This is a genomic window from Psychroserpens mesophilus, from assembly GCF_050617655.1.
Taxonomy (GTDB): Bacteria; Bacteroidota; Bacteroidia; order Flavobacteriales; family Flavobacteriaceae; genus Psychroserpens; species Psychroserpens mesophilus_A.
Genome location: NZ_JBODQC010000004.1, coordinates 16578 through 39593, shown reverse-complemented (window position 1 = coordinate 39593; position 23016 = coordinate 16578). Strand labels below are relative to the sequence as shown.

The 23016-nt window shown below is 32.9% G+C and carries 22 protein-coding genes and 1 tRNA gene; 10 read left to right on the top strand and 13 right to left on the bottom strand.

Translation table 11 applies throughout. The annotated features are described in order from the left end of the window. Nucleotides 1–55 precede the first annotated feature (55 nt). Nucleotides 56–1132: a peptide chain release factor 1 gene (prfA, locus tag ACRHNM_RS08840; protein WP_431135724.1), complete on the bottom strand. Its 1077-nt coding sequence runs from the start codon at nucleotides 1130–1132 to the stop codon at nucleotides 56–58. 752 nt (nucleotides 1133–1884) lie between these two features. Here prfA and ACRHNM_RS08835 point away from each other — a divergent pair. Then, on the top strand, nucleotides 1885–2550 hold the full coding sequence (locus ACRHNM_RS08835) for an ATP-binding cassette domain-containing protein (protein ID WP_431135722.1): 666 nt from the start codon (nucleotides 1885–1887) through the stop codon (nucleotides 2548–2550). On the opposite strand, the gene ACRHNM_RS08830 is transcribed toward ACRHNM_RS08835, so the two are convergent. The 5 genes from ACRHNM_RS08830 to ACRHNM_RS08810 all read right to left on the bottom strand — a co-directional run bounded on the left by ACRHNM_RS08830 (nucleotide 2547) and on the right by ACRHNM_RS08810 (nucleotide 8186). After that, nucleotides 2547–3725, bottom strand: coding sequence for an AIR synthase related protein (locus ACRHNM_RS08830; protein WP_431135720.1), 1179 nt, complete (start codon nucleotides 3723–3725; stop codon nucleotides 2547–2549). The genes ACRHNM_RS08835 and ACRHNM_RS08830 overlap by 4 nt on opposite strands. Before the next feature lie 36 nt (nucleotides 3726–3761). Then, nucleotides 3762–4463, bottom strand: coding sequence for a Curli production assembly/transport component CsgG (locus ACRHNM_RS08825; protein ID WP_431135718.1), 702 nt, complete (start codon nucleotides 4461–4463; stop codon nucleotides 3762–3764). A gap of 230 nt (nucleotides 4464–4693) precedes the next feature. After that, nucleotides 4694–4834: a hypothetical protein gene (locus ACRHNM_RS08820; RefSeq protein WP_431135716.1), complete on the bottom strand. Its 141-nt coding sequence runs from the start codon at nucleotides 4832–4834 to the stop codon at nucleotides 4694–4696. Nucleotides 4835–5066: 232 nt separating this feature from the next. Beyond that, a complete protein-coding gene (locus tag ACRHNM_RS08815) occupies nucleotides 5067–5744 on the bottom strand; it encodes a hypothetical protein (protein ID WP_431135715.1) in 678 nt (225 codons plus the stop codon). Between the two features lie 255 nt (nucleotides 5745–5999). Further along, nucleotides 6000–8186 (bottom strand): glutamine synthetase III, encoded by a 2187-nt coding sequence (locus tag ACRHNM_RS08810; protein WP_431135713.1) that lies wholly within the window; start codon nucleotides 8184–8186, stop codon nucleotides 6000–6002. Nucleotides 8187–8368: 182 nt separating this feature from the next. Here ACRHNM_RS08810 and ACRHNM_RS08805 point away from each other — a divergent pair, with 182 nt between their 5' ends. Continuing rightward, on the top strand, nucleotides 8369–9382 hold the full coding sequence (locus ACRHNM_RS08805) for a glutamine synthetase beta-grasp domain-containing protein (RefSeq protein WP_431135711.1): 1014 nt from the start codon (nucleotides 8369–8371) through the stop codon (nucleotides 9380–9382). 60 nt (nucleotides 9383–9442) lie between these two features. Here ACRHNM_RS08805 and ACRHNM_RS08800 read toward each other — a convergent pair whose 3' ends face one another. Further along, complete coding sequence (locus ACRHNM_RS08800) at nucleotides 9443–10384, bottom strand: calcium/sodium antiporter (RefSeq protein ID WP_431135709.1); 942 nt, start codon at nucleotides 10382–10384, stop codon at nucleotides 9443–9445. Between the two features lie 153 nt (nucleotides 10385–10537). Here ACRHNM_RS08800 and ACRHNM_RS08795 point away from each other — a divergent pair, with 153 nt between their 5' ends. Next, a complete protein-coding gene (locus ACRHNM_RS08795) occupies nucleotides 10538–10897 on the top strand; it encodes a BlaI/MecI/CopY family transcriptional regulator (RefSeq protein ID WP_431135707.1) in 360 nt (119 codons plus the stop codon). 122 nt (nucleotides 10898–11019) lie between these two features. Next, nucleotides 11020–13227: a M56 family metallopeptidase gene (locus ACRHNM_RS08790; RefSeq protein ID WP_431135705.1), complete on the top strand. Its 2208-nt coding sequence runs from the start codon at nucleotides 11020–11022 to the stop codon at nucleotides 13225–13227. A 34-nt stretch (nucleotides 13228–13261) separates the two neighbouring features. Here ACRHNM_RS08790 and ACRHNM_RS08785 read toward each other — a convergent pair whose 3' ends face one another. Next, nucleotides 13262–15277 carry an endonuclease gene (locus tag ACRHNM_RS08785; protein WP_431135703.1) on the bottom strand — a complete coding sequence of 672 codons (2016 nt, stop codon included), beginning with the start codon at nucleotides 15275–15277 and terminating at the stop codon, nucleotides 13262–13264. A gap of 640 nt (nucleotides 15278–15917) precedes the next feature. Between ACRHNM_RS08785 and ACRHNM_RS08780 the strand changes: the two genes are divergently transcribed. The 6 genes from ACRHNM_RS08780 to ACRHNM_RS08755 all read left to right on the top strand — a co-directional run bounded on the left by ACRHNM_RS08780 (nucleotide 15918) and on the right by ACRHNM_RS08755 (nucleotide 19166). After that, on the top strand, nucleotides 15918–16070 hold the full coding sequence (locus ACRHNM_RS08780; protein WP_431135702.1) for an SsrA-binding protein: 153 nt from the start codon (nucleotides 15918–15920) through the stop codon (nucleotides 16068–16070). Between the two features lie 102 nt (nucleotides 16071–16172). Continuing rightward, nucleotides 16173–16246, top strand: a tRNA-Arg gene (locus tag ACRHNM_RS08775). Between the two features lie 158 nt (nucleotides 16247–16404). After that, nucleotides 16405–16965, top strand: coding sequence for a YeeE/YedE family protein (locus tag ACRHNM_RS08770; RefSeq protein ID WP_431135700.1), 561 nt, complete (start codon nucleotides 16405–16407; stop codon nucleotides 16963–16965). 1 nt (nucleotide 16966) lies between these two features. Further along, a complete protein-coding gene (locus tag ACRHNM_RS08765; RefSeq protein WP_431135698.1) occupies nucleotides 16967–17380 on the top strand; it encodes a DUF6691 family protein in 414 nt (137 codons plus the stop codon). 108 nt (nucleotides 17381–17488) lie between these two features. Then, nucleotides 17489–18895: an MBL fold metallo-hydrolase gene (locus ACRHNM_RS08760; protein WP_431135696.1), complete on the top strand. Its 1407-nt coding sequence runs from the start codon at nucleotides 17489–17491 to the stop codon at nucleotides 18893–18895. A gap of 1 nt (nucleotide 18896) precedes the next feature. Then, the gene (locus tag ACRHNM_RS08755; RefSeq protein WP_431135694.1) at nucleotides 18897–19166 is read left to right on the top strand and encodes a heavy-metal-associated domain-containing protein; all 270 of its coding nucleotides are present in this window, start codon (nucleotides 18897–18899) and stop codon (nucleotides 19164–19166) included. Here ACRHNM_RS08755 and ACRHNM_RS08750 read toward each other — a convergent pair. From ACRHNM_RS08750 to ACRHNM_RS08730, 5 genes are all read right to left on the bottom strand, one after another. Continuing rightward, nucleotides 19163–19438: an ATP-dependent Clp protease adaptor ClpS gene (locus ACRHNM_RS08750; RefSeq protein ID WP_431136216.1), complete on the bottom strand. Its 276-nt coding sequence runs from the start codon at nucleotides 19436–19438 to the stop codon at nucleotides 19163–19165. The genes ACRHNM_RS08755 and ACRHNM_RS08750 overlap by 4 nt on opposite strands. Before the next feature lie 68 nt (nucleotides 19439–19506). Continuing rightward, on the bottom strand, nucleotides 19507–20343 hold the full coding sequence (prmA, locus tag ACRHNM_RS08745) for a 50S ribosomal protein L11 methyltransferase (RefSeq protein ID WP_431135692.1): 837 nt from the start codon (nucleotides 20341–20343) through the stop codon (nucleotides 19507–19509). A gap of 134 nt (nucleotides 20344–20477) precedes the next feature. Continuing rightward, nucleotides 20478–21227, bottom strand: a complete 750-nt coding sequence (gene tpiA, locus ACRHNM_RS08740) for a triose-phosphate isomerase (protein WP_431135690.1) — start codon at nucleotides 21225–21227, stop codon at nucleotides 20478–20480. A gap of 38 nt (nucleotides 21228–21265) precedes the next feature. Continuing rightward, the gene (locus ACRHNM_RS08735) at nucleotides 21266–21754 is read right to left on the bottom strand and encodes a TlpA family protein disulfide reductase (RefSeq protein WP_431135688.1); all 489 of its coding nucleotides are present in this window, start codon (nucleotides 21752–21754) and stop codon (nucleotides 21266–21268) included. 75 nt (nucleotides 21755–21829) lie between these two features. Then, entirely contained in the window at nucleotides 21830–22906 is a 1077-nt protein-coding gene (locus ACRHNM_RS08730; RefSeq protein ID WP_431136214.1) for an ABC transporter permease, read from the bottom strand. Between the last annotated feature and the right edge of the window lie 110 nt (nucleotides 22907–23016).

Sequence of the window (23016 nt, the reverse complement as noted above, 5' to 3'; positions counted from 1 at the left end):
TGCGAAATGTCAAATAATTCATTTGCCAAAAAAAGCCTCAAAAAGAGGCTTCATATTAGATATGTTCGTCGCTTGCTTTAAGTTTTTCAGTATTTTCAGCAAGTTGTAATTCGTCTATTATTTTTTGAATATCGCCATTTACAATATTTGATAAATCGTATAATGTGAGACCAATTCTATGATCGGTTACACGACCTTGCGGATAGTTGTAGGTTCTAATTTTTGCACTTCTATCTCCAGAACTTACCATACTTCCACGCTTTGCAGCATCTTCTTCTTGTTTTTTTGCCAACTCCATATCGTACAAACGAGAGCGCAATACTTTAAAAGCTTTTTCTTTATTTTTATGTTGTGATTTTTGGTCTTGACATTGTGCAACTAATCCTGTCGGTTCATGAGTTAAGCGAACTGCAGAATAGGTTGTATTTACTGACTGACCTCCTGGACCAGATGAGCAGAAAAAATCGATGCGAACATCTTTAGGATTAATTTCTATGTCAAACTCCTCTGCTTCTGGAAACACCATACAGGTTGCAGCACTGGTATGTACTCTTCCTTGTGTTTCTGTTTGAGGCACACGTTGTACGCGATGTACACCAGCTTCGAACTTAAGAGTTCCGTAAACATCTTCACCTGTGACTTCAAACTGAATTTCTTTAAACCCACCATTAGTTCCTTCACTATAATCTACCACATCCACCTTCCAGCCTTTGCTTTCACAATATTTAGAATACATTCTGAATAAATCGCCTGCAAAAATACTGGCTTCATCACCACCAGTTCCTGCACGTAATTCGACTACAGCATTTTTAGAATCTTCAGGATCTTTCGGAATTAATAAAAACTTGATTTCATCTTCCAGCTCGGGAATGCCATTTTTAGCTTCATCGTATTGCATTTTAGCCATTTCTACCATTTCTGGATCACCACCATCTGCAATAATTCCTTCAGCTTCTTTAAGATTATTAGTTAACTCAATATACGTTTCACGTTTATCCATTAATAACCTCAGATCTTTATATTCTTTATTAAGCTGTACATAACGCTTCTGGTCTGTGATAATATCTGGCTGAATGATTAAATCACTCACCTCATCAAAGCGTTGTTTTATAATCTGTAATTTCTCTAACATTTATCTCTTAAAATTGTGATTCAAAAATACAATATTTTATGGATTTCAAATGATTCATTAATTGTTATCAAATCAGAAAAATAATTTTTTGAGTTTTAGCGTTATATGTGATATGCAAAAGCAATTTATATCCATACTAAACTACTATAAATCAATGGCTTTTTGGTCCTTTCTGGTTACCTTAACTGTTACAGTCATCAACCCTGAATTGATTTTAGCACTCAGTACGAAATTATGTTTGATTTTCTTGTTATGGTTTGTATTGAACGACATAAAAATGAGACAACGTCTTCGGTTTTATAAAATACGAGGTGTTTCTAATTTAAAGTTTTTCAGCGTAATTTTTCTTTTTGACAGTTTGATAACCTCTGCTTTTTTATCTCTTATTAAAGGCTTTATATAGCTCTATATTTTATTTTAACGTATCTATAGGACACTTTATGAAGGAGATTGATTTTCTTTATAAAAATGAAACAGCTAAGACTTATTTTTGCTTTTTACAGTCCACTGATACTCTGGTCAATACCTTTATCTGTTATTCTTTTTGTTATCAATACTAATATTGTTTTCACATTAATTACAAAGGTATTACTGTTGGTTTTACTTTGGTATTTTACCAATGAAACTTCAGCAAAAAAGACATTGATTTTTTACAAAAACACAGGAATATCGACACTAAAATTATATGTAATTAGTTTTTTAATGGATACTTGCCTTACTATTATTTGTTTTTTAATACTGGAATTGATATTATGATTTTAGAAGTTGACAACATAGAACTTTACTTTTCAAATAAGCGTATCTTAAATGGTGTTTATTTGAAAGCTGAAACTGGAAAAACAACTGCTATCCTTGGCAATAATGGTTGTGGAAAAAGTTGTTTACTTCAAATCATTTTTGGAACAATCAAACCGAAATACAAACTAGTTAGAATTGACAAGAGACCGTTACTGAAACCCTCTTATAAAACGAAACTTATTGGTTTCTTACCTCAACACAATTTTACACCCAATCATTTAGAGGTTTCAAAACTATTTAGCATGTTAAATATCGACTGGCATGAATTTACCACTGTTTTCAGAAACTTATCACGCTATAAAAATTACACTATTAACAGAGTATCTGGTGGAGAAAGACGCATTATTGAAACGTATTTGATTGTAAAAGGAAACCATAAAATCATCTTATTAGACGAACCTTTTTCTCACATTGCTCCTTTATATATTGAAAAAATCAAAAGTTTAATTGATACGGAAAAACACAATAAAGTCATTATTATAACAGATCATATGTATAAACCTATTATTGAATTAGCTGATGACATTTATTTACTTAAAGATGGACACACTAAATTAATTAATGATTTGAGAGATTTAGAGTTTTTTAAATATTTGAGTTCAGGCAGCTTAAATCTCTAATATTCAAATACTCCAAACTCACTATTAATTGTCAGCTTTTTAGTATAAGAAGCTTTAACACGACCAATAATTTGAGCATTGACATTAAATGATTTTGATATAGTGATGATTTCTTCAGCTATTTCTGGCGACACGTATAATTCCATTCGATGTCCACAATTGAAAACCTGATACATTTCTTTCCAGTCCGTTTTTGATTGCTCTTGGATTAATTTAAACAAAGGCGGAATTGGAAACATATGATCCTTTATTATGTGTAAATTATCAATAAAATGAAGAATTTTGGTTTGTGCTCCTCCTGAACAATGAACCATTCCATGAAGGTTTTTACTCGTGTATTTTGAAAGAATCGCTTTTATAATTGGCGCATAAGTTCGCGTTGGTGACAACACTAATTTACCAGCATCAATAGGTGAATCTTCAACAGCATCTGTTAATTTTGTTTGTCCTGAATACACCAAATCTTCAGGAACAGACTCATCAAAACTTTCAGGATATTTTTCAGCCAAATACTTATGAAACACATCATGACGTGCTGACGTTAACCCATTACTTCCCATACCACCATTGTATTCCGTTTCATAAGTTGCTTGTCCGAAACTCTCTAAACCAACAATAACATCACCAGGTGTAATATTAGCATTATCAATAACGTCACTACGTTTCATTCGGGCAGTGACTGTAGAATCTACAATAATAGTTCTCACTAAATCACCAACATCGGCAGTTTCTCCACCTGTTGAATGAATGGTTACGCCAAACGATTTTAGATCCTGAATGAGTTCTTCAGTGCCATTGATAATAGCTGATATAACCTCTCCAGGAATCAAGTTTTTGTTACGACCAATAGTAGAGGACAGCATGATATTATCTGTTGCACCAACACATAATAAATCGTCAATATTCATAATAAGTGCATCTTGAGCAATGCCTTTCCAAACTGAAATATCTCCAGTTTCTTTCCAATACATATAGGCTAAAGATGATTTTGTGCCAGCACCATCAGCATGCATGATTAGACAAAAATCGTCATCATTAGTTAAATAATCTGGTACAATTTTACAGAATGCTTTAGGAAATAATCCTTTATCTATATTCTTTATAGCATTATGAACATCTTCTTTCGATGCTGAAACACCACGTTGCGCATAGCGTTTACTTATGTCTTGACTCATAACCTCAAATTATACCACAAAAGTAACAATTGTTATCTATTTTTTAATGTAATATTCATCATTTAAAAGATTAGAATCAATTACAGTGGCTTGCCCTTTAAGTTTTTTAGCCTTTATTTTAGAGCCTCCAAAATAATAATTAATACCTATTGCCAATCTGAAATAGGTATCATCAGAATCTCCTGCTTCCAGACCATCTAATTCATCACTTAATACATAATTATAATCTGTATATAATTTAATTCCAAATTGATTAGACACGATATATTCGACTCCACCTCCACCTTGAAACTTATGAGCCGTTTCTCTAAAATGATTAGACGCATTCAAACCTGCACCAGCAAACACGAATGGTGAAAATTTATTGTGTGGAAGTACTGTTAATTCAAGATTGACATCAAATGACATAAAACCTTCATTATATGAATCGATATAAGCCAAATTGAATTTATGGTATCCAACATCTATCCCAAAGTGAGGTGTAACATGTCTTTTATAGCCAAAATGAGTATAGATTTCAAACATAGGATCTACAAAATCTCCATTAATGACTGAAGTTCCTAGAGCAACATCAAATACGTTTGTTCCTCTTAGATTATAAAATTCTGTTTTAAAAGTTTTTTTAATTTTAACTTCATTATTATCGCTTGCAATTTCTTCTTGGGTTAGTGCTAATGATGGGAACAGAATAAAACAGGATAAAGCAATTACTAGTATGTAAAATGGTTTTGCTATCATCAATCTTAGATATTAATTAAACCGAATTAGTTAATAACGTAAGAAAGCTAAAGTTCACAATTTAGGGGTAAATTGAGTTGTAATATAAAAAATTAATACTCAACAGGTTACTTTTTTAAGATTTCACCAGTTAATATAAAAAAAGACAAACGAATAATTATAATCCGCTTGTCTTTCTAGCCGATAGATATTAACCTATCAGACTGTCTCTTTTGTAACTGATAAAGTGTTTACGATTCTGCTTGAATACTCAATTCAGTCCTTGCGACATCATCTTGTGTTAAACTCTCTTTGACATCCGTAGAGTCATCTTGAGAGAATAGCAGTGTAGCAAACATTAAAGCAGCCACACTTAGTAGTAACTTCTTCATTTTTACAAAAATTTGATTAATAGCATTACAAACTTAATCAAATATCTCACTAGATACGGGGAGTTCACCTCTTTTTCGACTACTTGTAAAAATAAGGCGTTGAAATACAGCTTTTTTCTTACAAAGTGGGTAGAAATACGTACAAAAATCACACATTTAAGCACAAAAAAACCTGCGAAACTATACCTCATTATAGTTTGACAGGTGAGATTAACAGACCTTTTTTATTGCATTAATTTACTCCTATAAGATTTGAATTAATAACACTAGTTTCGTTTTTCTTTATTTTTCGTTTAGGCTGCTTGTTAATATTACCAACATAAAAATGCAATCCTATGAGCGCATTAAAATACAAATGATCTGCTTCCTGCATAAGTTGCGATCCCTTTTGTTCATCATAAATGTAGTTGGCCTCAATGGATCCTGTAACTGCTATATTATCAGTTATCAAATAATCCAGACCTAATCCGCCTTGAACCTTATAGTTTTGATCTTCAAAATTATTGGATGTTAAAAGCCCAACACCTAAATACGTGTAAGGTGTTAATTTATTATTGGGACAGACATACCATTCTATATTTAAATCTCCAGAAAGAAAACCATTGGTATGAAAATCATAATTTTTAATATCAAATTTCTTAAGGTTTCCGTTGACATTAAAATTAGGACTGATAAATCGTTTTAATTGAAGCTGAATGAAATTCTCGTAGTCTGGAGAACTTAATTTCCCATTTAAAAGAGTACTTCCTACACCAACCATTATTATATTTTTGGTTCTTATGCTGGAATTTGAAACAGAATCTGAAACAGGATTATCACCAATATCAGTTAATTCTTGTGTAAAACTTTGTATTGAAAATAACAACATTACATTCAATAACACATGTTTCACTATCGTAGGTTTAATCATAATCACATTTTTAGCTTGTACACAATAGCATACAAAGTATTAGGACTTACTTTTAAAATGGATTAATTAAAACAATTGTGTAGTTCTAAATTGCAACGCTCTAATTGAAAACTATTTTACATTTCAACTGTAGGGATAAGCTTCGCAATACAATTGCATGTCAAATAACTGCAATACTTAACTAGCAATCATCAAAAATTCGATTACTAGTTAAGTAAAGTAGATAAAATGAGATTTTTCTGTCAAAAATGTAGATTATTTTGTAAAAAGAAGCTCTCTATACTTTGTGAGTGGCCACAATTCGTCATCAACTAAAAGTTCTAATTTGTCACAATGATATCTAATATCTTCAAACAATGGCTTTACTGTTTTACAATATGCATTTGCTTTCTTTTCTAAATTATCAATAGCATTTGCTTTTTTACGTTCTTCAATCATTTTTGTAACATTAGAATTGATGCTTTCTATATGATTAGAAATTTGCTCAATAAGATTGAGTTGCTCTTTAGCTAGTTTTTTAAACGATGTTCCGTAAATCTCTTTAAGCCCTTTTACGTTATCAATTAAAATATTCTGGTATCGTACTGCTGTTGGCACCACATGGTTTCTTGCAATGTCTCCCAATACACGTCCTTCAATTTGAATCCTTAATACATATTCTTCAACTTCAATTTCATAACGTGCTTCAGATTCGATTTTATTCATGACATTCATCTCTTCAAAAAGTTGAATAGCTTTCTTCGATACTTTAGCTTTTAATGCTTCAGGCGTCGTTTTATTATTACTTAGACCTCGCTTTTTAGCTTCTTTTTCCCAAGCTTCAGAATATCCATTCCCTTCAAAAAGAATATTTTTAGACGTTTTAATATATTCTCTTAACACATTAAATATAGCATCGTCTTTCTTCATTTCCTTTTTAGAAATCAAAGCTTCTACTTCCTCTCTAAAGTTCACTAATTGTTTGGCAACAATTGTGTTTAAAACGGTCATTGGATTAGCACAATTTGCAGTTGAACCTACAGCTCTGAACTCAAATTTATTTCCAGTAAAAGCAAAAGGAGACGTTCGGTTTCTATCGGTATTATCTAATAATACGTCAGGTATTTTACCAACGACATTTAATTTTAAATCTGTTTTTTCTTGAGGAGACAATTTACCATTGGTCACATTTTCTAACTCATTTAACGTTTGTGTTAATTGTTCTCCAATAAATACTGAAATTATTGCTGGAGGCGCTTCATTTGCTCCTAAACGATGATCGTTACTTGCTGAGGCAATAGCAGCTCTAAGCAATTCTTCATTATCATAAACTGCTTTAATTGTATTTATAAAAAAGGTCAAAAACTGAAGATTACTCATTGGTGTTTTCCCTGGACTCAACAAGTTTACTCCTGTATCTGTACTTAAACTCCAGTTATTATGTTTGCCTGAACCATTGACGCCTGCAAATGGTTTTTCGTGAAATAAAACTTTAAATTTATGACGTTCTGCTATTTTATCCATCACATCCATTAGAAGTGAATTATGGTCTACTGCTAAATTAGCTTCTTCGTAAATAGGAGCTAATTCAAATTGATTTGGAGCAACTTCATTATGCCTTGTTTTTACGGGAATCCCTAGCAACATACATTCGGTTTCTAAATCACGCATATAAGCCATAGCTCTGTTAGGAATTGTTCCAAAATAATGATCGTCTAGTTGCTGACCTTTAGCTGGAGAATGCCCTAAAAGTGTTCTTCCTGTTAAGGTAATATCTGGTCTTGACATTGCCAAACCGCTATCTATTAAAAAATACTCTTGCTCCCATCCCAAAGAGGCATTTACTTTTTTAACATTCTTGTCAAAATATTTACAAACAGCGACTGCAGCATTATCTACAGCCTGAAGTGCTCTTAACAATGGTGTTTTGTAATCTAAAGCTTCACCTGTATAGGATACAAATACAGTCGGTATACATAAAGTTGTTCCGTACACAAAAGCTGGTGATGTAGGATCCCAAGCGGTATAACCTCTCGCTTCAAATGTATTTCTTATCCCTCCATTTGGAAAACTTGATGCGTCAGGTTCTTGTTGAACTAATTGTCCTCCTCCAAATTTTTCAATAGCTAAACCATTTCCGATGGTTTCAAAAAAAGCATCATGCTTTTCTGCAGTTGCTCCTGTTAAAGGCTGAAACCAGTGCGTATAATGTGTAACGCCTTTAGATATAGCCCATTCTTTCATACCAGTAGAAATATGGTCAGCAACAGTTCTATCAATTTTAGAACCTTTATCTACAGCATTCATAACGCCTTCGAATGCTTCTTTTGTTAAGTATTGACGCATTATCGATTCGCTAAAAACATTAGATCCAAAAATTTCTGAACGTCTAACATTTTCTTCAATAACAACAGGCTTATGGTTAAACACTTCTTTTAAAGCATGAAATCTTAGAGTGGACATATAATGATGTTTTAAAGTTAATGAGGCAAATTTAACTAAAAATTCATTTAATATTATATTCTACCCCAAAAAAAATAGGGTTTAAACGTTTATTAATAACATTTTATCTAAAACAACCCTGTTTTAAAGGATGTTTGTTTAAAAATATTAAATTTACTTTTAATTATTTAAAATAAATGAGCATGAGCAAATCTAAGTTAGAGTACATTTGGTTAGATGGTTACAGACCAACACAAAACATGAGAAGTAAAACTAAAATTGAAGATAATTTTAGCGGTAAACTAGAAGACTGTCCTATTTGGTCTTTCGATGGCAGTTCAACACGACAAGCCGAAGGAGGCTCCTCTGACTGTTTACTAAAACCTGTCGCAATTTATCCAGATCCTGCGAGAGAAAATGGATATTTAGTGATGACTGAAGTTTTGAATGCTGATGGCACACCTCATAAATCCAACGGAAGAGCCACTATTGATGATGACGATAATGATTTTTGGTTTGGATTTGAGCAAGAGTACTTTATTATGGATACACACACACAATTGCCTTTAGGATTTCCTATAGGAGGCTATCCTGGACCACAAGGAATGTACTACTGTTCTGTGGGTGGAAGACATACACATGGAAGAAATTTTGTAGAAGAACATGCCGATTTATGCATTGCTGCTGGATTGAATTTTGAAGGCATCAACCAAGAGGTTGCTTCTGGACAATGGGAATATCAATTATTTGCAAAAGGTGCTAAAAAAGCAGGTGATGAAATCTGGATTTCACGTTACTTATTAGACCGTCTTACAGAACAATATGGCTACTATATTGAATACCACCCAAAACCCGTAAAAGGAGACTGGAATGGGTCAGGCATGCATGCAAATTTTTCAAATACAACACTAAGAACTTGTGGCTCTCAAAAAACATATGAAAAGATTTGTGAAGCCTTCAGACCAGTCGTAGACGAGCATATGGCTGTTTACGGAGAGTTTAATGATGAGCGTTTAACTGGATTACACGAAACTGCACATGTATCAGATTTCTCATATGGCATATCTGACAGAGGCGCATCAATCAGAATACCTATTATTACTGTTGAAAAAGGATGGAAAGGATGGCTTGAAGATCGTCGCCCAGCATCAAATGGTGACCCTTACAAAATTGCAGGTCGAATCATCAAAACTGTAAAATCGGCTAATATCAGCTAGACCAGATAAAAGTATTTTGTTCAGAAACGTCTTCTTATAATTTTAAGAAGGCGTTTTTGTTTAAGATTTAAACGCGAAGAAGATGAACATTCCATAACCAACAACCAATAGTAATCCTTTGTATCTTGAAATATTTAATCGCTTCGGAATAATAATTAGAGGAATCAATATGGCAGCAAAAGCTAACATCCAATAAATATCACGAGATAAGATTGACGCATCAGTAACTTCAATTGCTTTTATAATTGATGTAAGACCCAATACAGAACCAATATTAAATATATTTGAACCAATTAAATTACCAAGCGATAATGCTTTCTCTTTTTTTACAGCCGCAATAATTGAAGCAGCCAACTCAGGTACACTTGTACCTATAGCAATGACTGTTGCTGCAATTACCGCATCACTCACTCCTAAAGCCATTGCTAATTCTTTAGCTCCATCAACTAACCAAACCGAACCAAAATATAACGCAACTGCACCAATAAGCAACCAGATAAGGATTTTAAAATTTGAAACTACAGCCAAACTATCATCCACCTCTTCAAGCACTTTTTCTTTTTTAGCAGCTTTTAATAATATGACTAAAAACAGAATTAACGCTCCAAATAAAATACCACCTTCAATTGATGTGAGTTGATTATCGTTGTTTAAAAAGTAATAAAGCAATATTGAGAACAACATCATTGCTGGCCAATTGAGTTTGTAAAAACTCTTATCTACAGCTATCGAACTTACCAAGGCGGTAATTCCTAAAACCAGTCCTATGTTAGCAATATTAGAACCTATAACATTATTTAAAGCGATTGCAGGAGAACCAGTTAATGCAGCATTTAAACTTACCAAAAGTTCTGGAGCAGATGTAGCAAAACTAACAACGGTCATCCCAATAACCATTTTAGAAATGTTCAACTTAAAAGACAAAGCAACCGAAGAACGCACCAAAAACTCTCCTCCTATTACTAAAAGTATCAAACCTAAGATGATCCAAAACACACTCATGTCATCATTTTTTTTGCGAAGATACTACTTCATCTGATTAATTATAAAATTAGTTTTGATAACTTAAATTTTAGTTAAATAACTAAATTAATAGTTGCATAACTATAAAAATAGTTATAAATTTACTTCAGTTAAAAATTAAATTATGTTATCGTGCAAAAATTAACAAACAAAGAAGAAGAAATCATGCATATTTTATGGAAGCTTGAAAAAGCTTTTGTAAAAGATGTACTCGCTGAGATTAACAACAATAAACCACATTACAATACACTATCTACCATTATTAGAAATTTAGAAGAAAAAGGATATGTAAGTTATAATGCCTACGGAAAAACACACCAATATTTCCCTGTGGTTAGCAAAGAAGCATATAAAGAGCGTTTTATGAATACTGCGATTGAAAACTACTTTAACAATTCGTACAAAAATGTCGTTTCTTTTTTTGCCAAAGAGGAAAAAATTAGCGTCGATGAATTAAAAGAAATAATTGATTTAATCGAAAAAAAGAAATAATTATGGAGTATCTATTAAAATCTTCAATGGTCATTATTCTATTTTATTTATGTTTCCAATTATTTCTAAAAAAAGAAACATTTTTCCAGCACAATAGAGGTTTCTTGTTAATAGGAATTATAATGGCACTGCTCTTCCCTTTAATCGTTATTCCAGTTTATATACCTGTAGAAACCACTTCAATAGCTTTACCTGAAACTGAATATTTCACTGAAAACACAACTCAATTCGCAATGCATACTTCTGCACAACAGATGCAATGGACTGACGTTATACCTGTTGTGTATGGGATTGGACTTGCGATTTTTTTAATTCAATTCTTATTTCAGTTTGGGTCATTACTGTTGCTGGTTTTAAGAAACCCTAAAAACAAAGATGGCATTTATACTTACGTCACAGTTAATTACAATATTTCACCTTTTTCTTTTTTTAAATGGATTGTTTACAATCCAAATACATTTCAAGATGATGAATTAGAACTCATTCTAACACATGAGAAGGTTCATGCCAGTCAATTACACTCTATCGATATTCTTGTCACACAATTAGCTTGTGCTGTATTTTGGTTTAATCCGCTAATGTGGTTGTATCGAAAAGCTGTCAGACAAAACCTGGAATACATCGCAGACTTTACTACTCAAAAAACGTCAAATAAAGACCGAACATATCAACACTTATTATTAAAAACCACAGTTGCAAATCATCATATTTCATTATCAAATAATTTTTATAATTCATTAATCAAAGAACGAATCGTTATGTTAAAAAAATCAAGATCAAATAAGAGAAAACAATGGAGGTACTTACTTGTACTTCCGCTATTAGCGCTCTTATTACTAAGCATGAACACAAAAGAAGTTTTTGTCGAATCAAATAGTAATGCTGAAAAAACAGACCATAAACTTGAGTTTATTGTCACCAAAAACACAACTGACTCTGAACTGAAATCTATGTCAGACGCTGTCAAACAAAAAGGTGGCCATCTCACATTTAGTGATGTTAAAAGAAATGAATCAAACGAACTCACTCATATTTTTGTAAAACTCTATAACCACAGTTATGGCAGTAGTAATTCAAGTAAGGCTATCAAAGCGTTTATAATTTACAAAGAGTTATCAGGACTTAAAGGAGGCTACGTAGGTCGTTTAGGAAATGGGACAACACATTTTGGCAGTGATCTTAAAAAGATTTTAACCAAAGAAAACGAAAGTCAAGTAAAAGCCTTTCAGAAAAGAGTTGAATCTGCTGTGATTAAAAATGGACTTTTTAATGATGAAGATAAAAAAAGAAGGTCTGAGGCTGAAACTATAGAAATCCACATCAACAAAAACACTACTAATGAGGATTTAAAGAACATCAAAAAAGAATTAAAAAACGAAGGCATCTCTTTTAAGTATAGTAATGTTAAACGAAATTCAGATGGTGAAATTACAGGTATAAATACAGAATTTAAAAGTGATGAAAATTCATCAAATTATAATATCTCAGGTGATGATGGTATCAAACCTTTCCGTTTTAAAAGCAGTGATGGTACGTTTAACGTTGGCACAGTAAATAAAAATACTTTGGAATACAGGATTAAAAATGGACCTACAAAAATACAATCTGCAAACGGAACCAGTAAAGTAATCGTTATTGATGAAAATAATGTGAAAGACACCCTATATATCAACACTCAGACCATGAAGCATAATAATTCTGTTTTCATTCAAAAGCAAAACAAATTCACGTTTTCAACAGATGACAAAGACTCTAACATATTCATCAACGACACTGAAACCCCTTTATTTATCATTAATGGAAATAAAGTCGATAAATTACTTTTTGAAAATATCAATTCTGACAAGATTCAATCTGTTTTTGTTTTTAAAGGTGAAGAAGCTCAGAAAAAATATGGAGATGAAGGAAAAAATGGCGTTATTATTATAAATACAGAAAAGGAAACTAAAACTGTAATAGGCGACCATAATGTCATGTTTTTTGAAACTGAAAACGATGGTCCTTGGAAAATTGACACTTCAGTAACCTCAGTTCAGTTTTATGATGACGAAGGCACTACACTAGGTATGGAATTTGTAATCACGAAAGATGTATCAGACCAATTTTTAGAGAAACTAAAAAACGACTTTAAATCTTATGACATTGATGCCAGGTTTTCAAAAGTAAAACGAAATAAAAAAGGAGAAATCACCAGTATTAAAATTTCTTTAGATGATAATAACGGAAGAGAATCAAGTGCCAGTTGGAAAGAAAAAGATCAAGCGATTCCAGATATTGTTATGGGAAAATCTAAAGATGACAAGTTATTTATAAGAGCTATTGGTAATTAATAAAAAAGCCCAAATCTAAATTTGGGCTTTTCTATTAGTTAATGATAATTTTTTTAACCATCCGTTTATTATTTGAATTCAAGTGCAGCAAATAAATTCCGCTTGACAATCGTAAATCTATTGAAGCATCGCTTTCCAGATAAAAGCTTTTTATCTTACGACCTTCCATAGATAATACTTCGACGTTGGTAGCCGTTTGTAAACCTTTTATAAAAATACGGTTTGAAGTCGGATTAGGAAATACCTGAATTCGAGTGGTATCAAATTCAGAAACACTCAATGACTGATCCCAAACCTCTCCTATTTCTGTTCCCCAGATATATTCGACTAAATCAGGTTGATCAATAAATGGATTTCTATTAAATTGCCAGGTATACACTACATTATTGCGATTCATCTCATAATCATCTGGTGGGTCATTTCTATGCCAATCTAATAAAGTTGCTAAATCTCCCAATTCTCCTGATCCATTTTCTGGATAACCATTTACTACTGCTAAACCGTTAAATCTAATTTCCATATACAAAACACTTCTCGCCACATCTCCACGAAAACTTTCTCCCATTCTTAATGGGTCTGATGGTGATGCATCTGAACCGTCGTAACCTCCTAAATTTGGATCTCCATAATGTTTATTATTGCGTGTACTATTTTCAGGACCATCGACAGCTCGTAATGCATGTGCATCAGAATTCCCATGACGTAAAGAATCTGCTGTGGTATTCCAAAAGATATCTTTTCCATCGGCAATATCATCTTCATCGATATCAAAAAACCCACCTCGAGAACGAGGATAAGTATGTTCTCTATTCCATTTTCCCGTACTTACAGAACCTGTTTGAAAGTCTAGCTTTGGTCGACCTTGTTCTGTGTACACTAACCATACTTCGTTACTGTTTTCTGGATTTTGATCCGCTTCTTTTAATATATCAACAATATCAGCATAAGTTTGAGCTCTCACTACGCCTTCTTCAGCTATAATATCCTGTAAAGCCTGACGTAATTCAATGTCTGCCAAACCATCTAAACTATTATAATAACCATTGGGCTGTGTACTGGCTACAATTCCATAAGTTGGCGCTAAAGGCGTACCAAAAGGTGCCGTAGTAAAATCGTTATCAACGATTCTAATTTCTATATTATCATTAAGTTGTACATAAGGAACTGGTAAACTTTCAAATCTAATTCTGGTCACCTCATCACCTTCATCCTCTGAATCATCAATAAGAGTAATCGTTGTAGTAGCTGTATTTTGTCCTGCTGGAATCGTTATAGATGTGTTTCCAGTAAAATCAGATGTGTCAAACCCTTGATTATTTAAAAGAATATTAAAATTCAAAGTTTCTGTCACATTAGATTGTGAAGTAAAGGTAATATCAAAACTTTCATCTTCATTGTATTGCGATTGATCGATACTGATACTAATTCCGTTGAATATAATTCCGCTACCATCATTGAGTTGTCTAGGTGTTGGTGTTGTAGACGTATAAGTTACGTTTCCAGCCATATCTTCAAAACGCTGAATGGAATTTGAATTATTACTTGAACCTTCATTGATTTGTTCGATATCAACAAAATCTGGATCGTCATTAAAAATATCAATCATATCTAAATCGTCACTATCTGAAGTGTCATAGATAAGTACATCAATCAAATTATCGATGGTTGCAACTGTTCCCTCAGGAAAATCAAAATCATTAGCCTGGTAAATAGCAACTGCATCTGCTCCATTTTGAATGACATTTTCAGAAATTAATAATTGAGGCACTGGAGATACCGAATTACTACCAATGAGCAGAAGTCCGTTAACATCTGTAACATACCCATCTAAATCTATTGTGAAATAGCTAGAATTCATTCCCGAATCAGAGCCATTAAAAAAGACCAGCACATAACCATCTAATGTAAAATTTGGAGTCTCAGAAAGGAGTTCAACAAATTCCATATCATCAATTCCAGGTGTATCACAATCTAACTCATTGATTACAACTTGAGAAAACAATGGGTTTATCACTAAAGTTAAAAATATAAAAAGGTATAAAGATTTCATTTATGATGTGTTTTACGCAAATGTAATCATCAATTTAAGTATAATCGAGGTATCGGTTTATTAAATGATAAATTTTAACATTACGATTCAAAATTGTTTGTTTCTAAAATCGATTATGATCAAATTCTTTTAGTTTTTAAAAAGATGAAAACATTAAAAAATACCGTTTTGAAGACAAAACTTGCCTTGTCTTTTAAAAAAAGCATCAAAAGCACCCTTGAATTATTACATTTTAAAACAATTTTTAATTTATAAGTTATAATTTGTAATTTCAATAAAGAGTTTCACATAAATTTTAAAATGCATTTCGTCTTTTTAGTTATAATATCATATTCAATTTTATAAATTTTAATAAAAACGTTTGGTAAAAGGATTTTCAAGGTTATATATTGAAAACTCAATCGAAAAAACAACCAAATAATTAACCTTTAAAACCAAGAAATTATGATGACACTTGCAAAACTTATAATCGATATAATCTTTTCTATTTAACTGAATTGAAAGTCAATTGTAACCAATCAAACAACAATCAACCAAAATGTAAAACTTAGTCTAGAATAGGTTTTACATTCTTCTTTAAAGACCAATTTGGTGACCATTAACAAAAGCTGTATTTTTAAGTATTTATATACAACTCTCAATGAAGAAAGAGCTATTTAAAATACTAGCTAAAATCAACAAAGCAATCTTACCTAGTTATACAAAACGTAACTTAGACCTTAGCAAAGCCAGTAAAATTCAATTTGCAATTATTGGATGGCGCGCTTATGTGACTATGCGTGCTTTGCCTTAAATTGAGTCCCTTGTAATTATCACATTTCATACTAATCATTTATTTTGAAGAATTTTGTTTTGTGTTTCTTTTAAAAAGAAATATATTTGCACTCACAAAAATGGCCATGTGGCGCAACTGAATAGCGCACTTGATTACGGCTCAAGAGGTTGCAGGTTTGAATCCTGCCATGGTCACAAAAAAAGCAAGCTGAATTTAGCTTGCTTTTTTTATAACACATATGTCCACAGGCCACATCGACTATTACTAAACATCAGCATTGGTAAGCTATTTATCACTAAAAATGCAAAACATATCATAAGCTCTGTATATATTTGCAAAAATTATAGCATTTATGGAGTATCTATTACAGCCTTGGCCTTGGTACGTTTCAGGTCCACTTATAGCATTCATTATGTTTTTTTTAATCTACTTTGGAAAAACATTTGGCATGTCATCAAACCTAAGAACACTTTGTGCCATTGGTGGTGCAGGAAAAAAAGTTAACTTTTTTGATTTTGACTGGAAAGCAGAACGATGGAATCTCATTGTGGTCATTGGTGCTGTTATTGGTGGTTTTATTGCACATCATTTTTTATCTGTTCCTACTAATATTGATTTAAATCCTCAAACAATTGAAAACCTTTCTTTGTTAGGTTTTGAAAATGCTGGCCAATCTTTACTGCCTGCTGAACTTTATAGTTGGGATGCTGTTTTAAGCCTTAAAGGCATTTCCATTTTACTAGTTGGTGGATTTTTAGTTGGTTTTGGCACACGATATGCTGGAGGTTGCACTTCAGGTCATGCCATTACTGGTCTAAGCACCTTACAACGTCCTTCTTTAATAGCTGTCGTTGGCTTTTTTATTGGTGGACTCATAATGATTCATTTACTATTTCCTATAATATTTGATTAATATGAAGCTTTTAAAATTTTTATTCGTCGGTATTATTTTCGGAATTGTATTAGTTAAATCTGAAGCTGTGTCATGGTATCGCATTTATGAAATGTTCAAATTTGAATCTTTTCATATGTATGGTATTATTGGAACTGCTGTAGGAACTGGAGTTCTTTTAATTCTTATATCTAAAAAATTAAACCTAAATAATACTGAAGGATATCAAATGGATGTTCCTAAAAAAGACAAAGGTCTTACTCGTTATATTTTTGGCGGTATCCTTTTTGGATTAGGCTGGGCATTATCTGGAGCTTGTCCAGGACCAATGTATATCTTAGTAGGTACTGGTGCATTTTCAATACTCATCGTTATAGCTGCTGCACTATTGGGTACTTACGTTTATGGTGTTATAAAAGATAAGCTGCCTCACTAGTTAAACCTGATATATATCAGAAAAAAAAGCGGAATACTTCTTATCTTTGCATCATGTTTAAAATTTGACGTTTCCGTTATAAATGCCAACAACTAAATTGAAATTATTATGAAAATTGAACAAATTTACACTGGCTGCTTAGCACAAGGTGCCTATTATATTGAATCTGAAGGTGAAGTTGCAATTATTGATCCTTTAAGAGAAACTCAAGCATATGTCGATAAAGCGATTGCTAATAATGCAACTATAAAGTATATTTTTGAAACTCATTTTCATGCCGATTTTGTTTCTGGTCATGTCGACTTAGCCAAAAAAACTGGAGCTACTATTATTTATGGTCCTGGAGCTGAAACTACTTATGAAATCCATTCTGCCAAAGATAATGAAGAGTTTAAACTAGGAAATATCACTATAAAAGCTTTACACACTCCTGGTCATACTTTAGAATCTACGACATATTTACTTATTGATAAAGACGGAAAAGATCACGCTATTTTCTCTGGTGACACTTTGTTTTTAGGTGATGTTGGCCGACCTGATTTGGCTATAAAATCAGATTTAACTAAAGAAGATTTAGCAGGAATGCTCTATGATTCTCTTCGTGAGAAAATCATGCCTCTTGCTGATGATGTTATTGTCTATCCAGCTCATGGCGCAGGCTCTGCTTGTGGAAAAAACTTAAGTAAAGAAACGGTTGGAACTATTGGTGATCAGAAGAAAACAAATTACGCCTTAAGAGCAGACATGACTAAAGCTGAATTTATCGAAGAAGTATTAGATGGTATTGCTCCTCCTCCACAGTATTTTGCTAAAAATGCTTTAATGAATAAAACAGGTTATGACAGTTTTGAAACCGTTTTAAAGTCTGGAAATGCTCCTTTAAGTCCAGATGATTTTGAAGCTATGGCTAACCATGAAGAAGCTTTAGTTCTTGACGTCAGACCAGAAAGCGAATATATTAAAGCGCATATTCCGAACTCTATTTTTATTGGGCTAAACGGACAATTTGCGCCTTGGGTTGGTGCATTAATAACCGATTTAAAGCAACCTATTTTGCTGGTTGTTCCTGAAGGAAAAAGTAAGGAAGCCGTTACAAGACTATCTCGTGTTGGTTACGACAACACCCTTGGCTACTTAGATGGTGGTTTAGATGCCTGGATTTCTTCTGGAAAAGATACAGATAACTTAGAGTCTATTTCTGCTGAAACTTTTGCTGAGCGTGTAAAAAATGGTGATGTCAACATTTTAGACGTTAGAAAAGATGGTGAATATAAAAGCATGCATCTGGAAAATGCCCAACATTTTGCTTTGGATTATATCAATACAAAAATGAATGAAGTTTCTAAAGATAAAACTTACCACATACATTGTGCTGGTGGTTACAGAAGCGTTATTGCTGCTTCTATTTTAAAAGCCAGAGGATTTCACAATTTAGTTGATGTTGCTGGTGGCTTTGGAGCAATCAAAAACACAGATTTACCAACTACGGATTTTGTTTGTCCGACAACACTTTAATATGGAAAGCTTATTACACATACAAAATTTAAAATGTGGTGGTTGTGCACATACCATCATAACACGTTTAGAAGAATTAGAAGGGGTTACTAACGTAGTCGTAGATAACGAAGCACATTCGGTAGGCTTTAACTACACTGAAGCTGAAGAATTAGAATCGGTAAAAACAGTCTTATCAACACTGGGATACCCAGTAGAAGGCGAATCGAATCCAGTAACAAAAAAAGCAAAATCTTTTGTAAGCTGTGCTATTGGACGTTTGAACAGTTAAATTATTTCGGCGCTCAATCCTGCTTCTAACAACATAGAACAACGAGGCTCTAACTCTTTGTATTCACCTGTTTTTACTGTACATTGACCTTTATAATGAACAATAATCGAACATTGTTCAGCTTGTTCTGGTGTGTGATCACAAGCATAGATGAGTGTATCTATAACATGATCAAAAGTATTGACATCGTCATTGTACAATAATATCTCATTAAGAGGCTGCTCAAGTGTATCAACTTGGAGAGCTTCTTTTGTTTTTTCTTTAGAACTCATTATTTGATGCATAACATTTAACTTAAATGAGGTTGATTAAAAACTAAACTATTATATAAATTTAAAGATTATTTTTTAAATTTTAAAGCGACCCAATTATTTCTTTCTAGGGTTTCAACGTGTTTTAGACCGAATTTATTACACTCCGCTTCAATAATTGGAATATCATCATTGTAAAAACCACTTAAAAACAGAATTCCATTTGCATTTAATGTATCTGTATAGGTTTTCATATCATTTAGCAAAATGTTTCTATTAATATTCGCAATCACAATATCATAAGATTTACCAGCTAACAAACTCGCATCACCTTCTAGAACGGTAATATGCTTGGTGTTATTTCGTTCAACATTTTCCAGACTATTCAGGTAACACCAATTGTCATAATCGATAGCATCAATAGGTTTAGCACCTTTCATTTCAGCAAGAATTGCCAAAACACCTGTTCCGCAACCCATATCTAAGACCGATTTGCCAGTAAACTCATTTTTTAAAATGTGTTGAATCATCATATGTGTCGTTTCATGATGACCTGTACCAAAACTCATTTTGGGCTCAATGATGATATCGTATTCTGTATTCGGTTTTTCGTGAAATGGTGCGCGAACAGTACAAACATCATCTACTGTAATTGGATTAAAATTCTTTTCCCATTCTTCATTCCAGTTGGTTTGTTCGATCTCTTCAAAAGCGTACGATATGTCAAATTCATCTGAGTTTAAAATCTGAATATCATTTAAAATCACTTCATACCAGTCATCTTTCTGAATGTAAGCAGTGACACCTTCTTCGGTTTCAACAAAACTCTCAAAACCAGCATATCCTAACTCTGCAATAAGAATTTCTACGGCTGGTTGTAATGGCTTAACTTTAAAGTAATAACCTAAATATATAGTGTTTGACATGATTTGAATTGAAGTTTTGCGTTAGTGATTGAACGGTTTGTTTAAGCTCTCCAAATGTTTGGCATTTGGAAGCGAGTAGTGAAAGCACGACCAACCTAAGTGTAATGACTTAGGTTGGTAACGCCCTAAACTATCTAAAAAGCATTTACAATAGCATAAAAATCCTCTGCCTTCAAAGCAGCTCCACCAATCAACCCTCCATCAACATCTGGTTTTGAAAAAATCTCTTTGGCATTGTTTGGCTTTACACTTCCTCCGTAAAGAATGGTCATATCATCAGCTACGCTGTTACCATATTTACTTTCTAAAGTTTTTCTGATAAAAGCATGCATGTTTTGCGCTTGTTCAGGACTCGCAGTTTCTCCTGTGCCAATGGCCCAAACAGGCTCATATGCCAGTACAATATGTTTAAACGCAGAGGCTTCTAAATGAAACAATACACTCTTTATCTGGTTTTCTACAACGGCTTCTTCATTACCAGCTTTACGATCTGAAAGTTCTTCACCAAAACAAAAGATGATACGCATGTCATGTGCTAAAGCTGTGTTGACTTTTTTTGCCAAAGATGCATTCGTTTCATTAAAATAGGCACGACGCTCACTATGTCCAAGAATCACAGTTTTTATACCAATACTCTTTAGCATTCCGGCACTTATTTCTCCTGTATATGCTCCATTTTCGGCATAATGCATATTTTGCGCAATGACTTCAATATCATCTTGTCTAGTCGCTTCAAAAGCATGCCATAAATTTGTAAATGTAGGTGCAATCATAACCTCAGCATTTGAAGTTTTGGTTTGCTGTTTTAATTCTGAAATTAGGGTTTCGGTTTGAATTAATCCATTATTCATTTTCCAGTTTCCAGCTACGATATGTTTTCTCATGTCTTTTCCTGCTGAAGCAGGTCGGTTTAAAGTTATACTTAGTTCAATGTTTTTTTGATTATAGGATCGTCGGCTTCAATAGCTTCAAATAATTCTATTCGGCCATCAGAATCGACTATCATATATCTTGGTATCCAATCAATATCTATAAGTTTACCCAAATGTCCTTTTGTTCCTTTGGGCATAAAATAATGTGTTCCTTGGATCTCATGTTTTTTGATGGCACGTTTCCAGGCATCTGTATCTCTGTCTGCAGACAAAAACAAATATACAGCATCAGGCTTGTCGGACTGTAATGTTTTTAATTCTGGTAAACCAACAATACAATCTCTACACCAACTTGCCCAAACATCAATAACAATTTGCTTTCCCTTATGCTCTGATAAGATATCTTTAAATGGTACAGAATTACCTTTTAAACTAATATACGCTTCATTCAAGACCTCTTCTGAAAGCTGAGTTTTTATGTCCTTTGAGCAACTGATGAAGCACAGACATATACACGTTATGTAAATAATTCTTTTCAATACACTATATTTCTTTATTGCGCTATCAAAGTTTACAGCAATTACCAATAAGATCCCTGTTTTTATAAAAATTAATTAGTCCAATTTCACTTTAGGATCCAGCCATCCGTAGATGACATCGACAAAGATATTGATAATGATAAACAAAAGTGCAATTACAAGCACAGAACCCATAATTACAGGCAAATCTAAAGTGTTTAATGCATTAACAATTTCTTTTCCTAAGCCATTCCATCCAAAAATATATTCCACAAAAACGGCTCCTGCCAGCATAGAGGCAAACCAACCTGAAATGGCTGTAACCACAGGATTTAAAGCATTTTTAACAGCATGACGTGTAATAATCTGAAACTCGCTTAATCCTTTAGCTCTGGCTGTTCTAATGTAATCTTGATTAAACACTTCGAGTAGTGAATTACGCATTAATTGAATGACTACAGCCAACGGGCGAATTCCTAAAACGATTGCTGGCAAGATTAAATTCTTCCATTTAATATTCATACGCTCACCGAAATCATCAAGTTCATACAAACTACCTGTCATTTCAAGATTGGTGTATTTATGTAAAATGTATCCAAAAAACCAGGCAAATAAAATCGCACTAAAAAAAGATGGCACACTCATACCAAGCGTACTAAAAATTTGAATGGTTTTATCCAGCCATTTATCTTTGAATAACGCTGAAATAATACCAAGAAAAACACCTAATACAATAGCAATAAAGATTGCTGAAACAGCTAGAACCGCTGTATTAGGCAAGGTTTCTCCAATAACTTGAGACACCTTTTTACCTTGCTTGGTGAAGGATTCTCGTAAATATGGAAATTTTAAAACTGTCGTTGTTGCTCCAATAGTAAACAATGAAGTGGCTGTATATTTCCCGTCTTTTAAATAGGTGTAATCTTGAACATTTGTAGAATGAAATGACAATGGTGACACATCATTAAGGTAATACAGGTATTGTGTTGAAATGGACTTATCAAAACCATATTTCGCTTTTACAGCGGCAATTTGTTCGCTGTCTTCATTTTGCCCTAGCATCATTTGAGCAGGATCTCCAGGCAATACATTGAATAAAAAGAAAATAACCGTGACTACTCCAAATAATGTGAGTAAAGCGTAAACCGTTTTATTTAATATGTATTTTATCAGGTGTTTAGGTGTTTAGGTGTTTAGGTGTTTAGGTGTTTAGGTGTTTAGGTGTTTAGGTGTTTAGGTGTTTAGGTGAAAATTAAAAAAACAATCAAATAAGGATAAATTCT